This window comes from Microcoleus sp. S13_C3 (genome assembly GCF_036700905.1).
In the GTDB taxonomy this organism is placed as follows: domain Bacteria; phylum Cyanobacteriota; class Cyanobacteriia; order Cyanobacteriales; family Microcoleaceae; genus Microcoleus.
Genome location: NZ_JAUBPT010000307.1, coordinates 1 through 3177, shown reverse-complemented (window position 1 = coordinate 3177; position 3177 = coordinate 1). Strand labels below are relative to the sequence as shown.

The following is a 3177-nucleotide window of genomic DNA, read 5'->3' as shown; positions in this document are numbered from 1 at the left end:
AGAGGACAAAGGGGAAATTACACTACGCAACGTCTTAAGTTTAACTCCAATTAGGTAACTTAATATTTTGTTACATAAATTGGTTTTTTCCCGCCTACCTACTTATCCAGCTATTTCTAATCCTTTAATTTTATCAAGTTCTGATTGTTTGGGCAAGATCATTTGTTGCAGTCGTTTCGTGACTTCTAACTCAGCACTGAGGCGGATGTTTTCGGCTTTAAGTTTGTTATTGAGGCTGCTAATTTCCTGGTTTGCTTGGGCGAGTTGGGCGGTGCGTTGTTGCACCTTTTCTTCTAAAGTTTGATAGAGACGGGCATTTTCGATGGAGATCGCAGCTTGGGCGGAAATGATGTTGAGGACTTCTAAGCGATCGCGCGTAAAAGCCCCCGCTGTTAAATTATTTTCTAGGTATAAGATGGCTACCAACTTACCTTGATTAATCAGAGGGCTACACAAAATAGATTTAGGTCGCTGCTGAATAATATACGGGTCAGAGGCAAACCTGGTTTCAGTGGTTGCATCATCGATCGCAAGAGTTTCTTGCGTGCGTTCTACATAATTAACCAGCGAGATAGGTATCACTTGATTTTCAGTCGCTGACTTGGATATTAATTGACCTCCTTCACCTGTACATTGAGCTTCAATTTTCCACTTACCTGCTGGATTGGGGAGGAGGAAATAAAATTTTTCTGCTCCCGCGTTTTCCAGCAAGACTTGCATCAAATTGGAGAGTAACTTATCTAAATGAACTTCCCCTGAGAGCGCTTGGGAGGCTTTGATAATTGTTGATAAATCCAGCTCGTTTGCAGCACCTGAACTGGTAGAAGTGACAGTGGTTCTGGTCTCAACAATCGTTTCGTCTCTTCCACTCGTCAGGCTGTTTTTCCTAGCGAGGATAGGTGTGAGTAATTCAGAATAGCGCTCTTCTAAATCTTTAACTTTTGCCTTTGCTCCCCAGCGAATATAAGCATAGTAAGCGTCTATCAGGTAGGTACGCGCTACTTTCTGACGACCTAATGCTAAATAGAATTCTCCAGCTAATTCATTGGCGAGGGCTTCATCCTGTACATATCCATTTTCCTTGGCTCCATCTATCGCCCGGTCGTAATATTCCATTGCTGAGAAAGCTTGCCCTAAGACGCGGGCTTTTTCTGCTTCTACTAAGTCATACTTATGTTGGTAATTCATTGGGCAATGTTGCGCCCAATATTTCATCTTTTGCTGATTTTCTTCTACTTGTTTCAGGTATTGTTGCTGCTTTTCCTCACTTTCCTGAAAATACTGAGCTAAAAGAGCCAGAGAATAGTAATAAACATGGTTATTAAAGCTAATGTTAGCTTCAACAAGCATTGAATTATTTAACGCTGTTTTAGCATGAATTATAGCATTTTTATAATCTTTAAATAAATAGCAAAGTAGGGTTTTTGCAAAAAGCACTCTAAATAAAGACATTAAATTATTAATTTTTGTCAAATAAGCAATAGCTTCTTCCTCCTTCAAAAATTCACCAGTTAAAATTAGGCTATTATCTGTTATGCCTCGTAAATTTGCGACTAATTGACCAATTATTTTGAGCAGATAAAACTGATATTCTTGGGGAAAATTATCGGCAAAATCAATATAGTGTTTTTGTTGTTCTTGCACGTAGTCTAGATGCTCGCCATTAAAAAACAGATGAGCGCAGTAGTAATCAGCAGCATGACAAGCATATTCTATATCTCCAAATTCTAATCCGCTATTAATTGCTTGACGAAGGGGTTCTATAGTTTCCCTAGTATGCTTTTTGAAGTGCGTAATACAGATGGAAACATTAACCAATATTTTAGAACGAAACTCTTTGGCATCTAACTGCTCCAATACTTGTAAAGAAAGTTTACCAAGTTGATAGGCAAAATCTATATCTGGTATGAGCCAAGACACCAGTGCTCCGTAAATAGAATAGGCAAAAGTACACTGTGGCGAATTCCCATACTGACGAGAAAGTTCGATCATAGTATATAGAATTGGTAGCGATAGCGGGCTTTCTGCGAAGCAAGCTGGTGGGAAAATCAGAACTAAAAGCTCCATAGCCGCTAGCTTGTAGGGATCTGTCATTTTTGGCAGCGTAGCTAACTCCTCAATATTAAGTTCTTGCGGGGGTAATTGAGATATTGTCACTCCCAGTATTTCTAGGATTTGTAGCCCAGTATCTAAAGCAGATATAATCTTATTTTTAGCGAGTTCAAGCCTAATTTTCAGTACGTATAACTTGACTTGTTCGAGGATTGTTTGGGCTTTTTGGAGAGTGCGATCGCACAAAATTTGCGCTCGTTCTAAATTAGCATTAAGATATTCGGCTTCCGCCGCTTCCAGATAGAAGGTAAATGTCAGATCGTATCTACTTTCCCAGCTATCTTGACTCAGGAGTTCTATACCTACATTCAAATAATTAACAGCGGCTTCATATGCAGTCGCTGCCTTCGCTTTCTGTCCGGCGATCAGGTTTAATTCAGCCAACTCATCTTTTTCTGACTGATTAGTTAGCAAATCTGTGCCAAAATTCAGTTGGTTAACCAGAGCAAAAATATTATCTTTTCGCTCTTGCTCTGTTGTATTATTCAGAAGCAGTTGACCAATTTTCAGGTGAGTGGCTTTTTTCTCTGACTCTGGAATCAAAGAATAGGCTGCTTGCTGCACGCGGTCGTGCAAAAATTTGTAGTCAACTTTGATATCGCGTATAGATGCCAACTCTTCCTGGGCAAACACTAGAGGAATTTTGTAATTTTCAGACAGCGGCAGAATCAAACCCGCTTGCATTGCCTCCCACAAATGAGCAGCCGTCGCTATGTTTGATTCTTCATTGACAATTGATAAAACTTCTAAGTTAAATTGGTTGCCGATACAAGCCGCTAATTTTAATGATTTCTGGGTTGTTTCTGGGAGTTTGCGAATATTGCGAGCAACCAGTTCAACAATATTGAAATCTGCGATGCCAATCGCCTGTATTTGTTGAATATCCCACTCCCAGCGGTCTGTGTCTACCTGATAAACCAGCAGATTTTCCGAGTAAAGGGTTTTGAGTAGCTGCGTTAAGAAAAACGGATTGCCTTGGGTTTTATTAAACCCACATTCCGCACTTCAAGTTGAAGTACGATAAAATAGAATACCCAAAAAGCCAAAAACCAGGATAATTCATAA

1 protein-coding gene is annotated in these 3177 nt (G+C 39.8%); it reads right to left on the bottom strand.

All coding sequences use genetic code 11. The features are described from left to right. Positions 1–102: 102 nt before the first annotated feature. Positions 103–2796, bottom strand: coding sequence for a GAF domain-containing protein (locus QUA16_RS36145; RefSeq protein ID WP_333109621.1), 2694 nt, complete (start codon positions 2794–2796; stop codon positions 103–105). Between the last annotated feature and the right edge of the window lie 381 nt (positions 2797–3177).

Coding starts and splice junctions, on each gene's coding strand:
- QUA16_RS36145 (WP_333109621.1), bottom strand. CDS start 2,796: ATGCAAGCGGGTTTGATTCTGCCGCTGTCTGAAAATTACAAAATTCCT.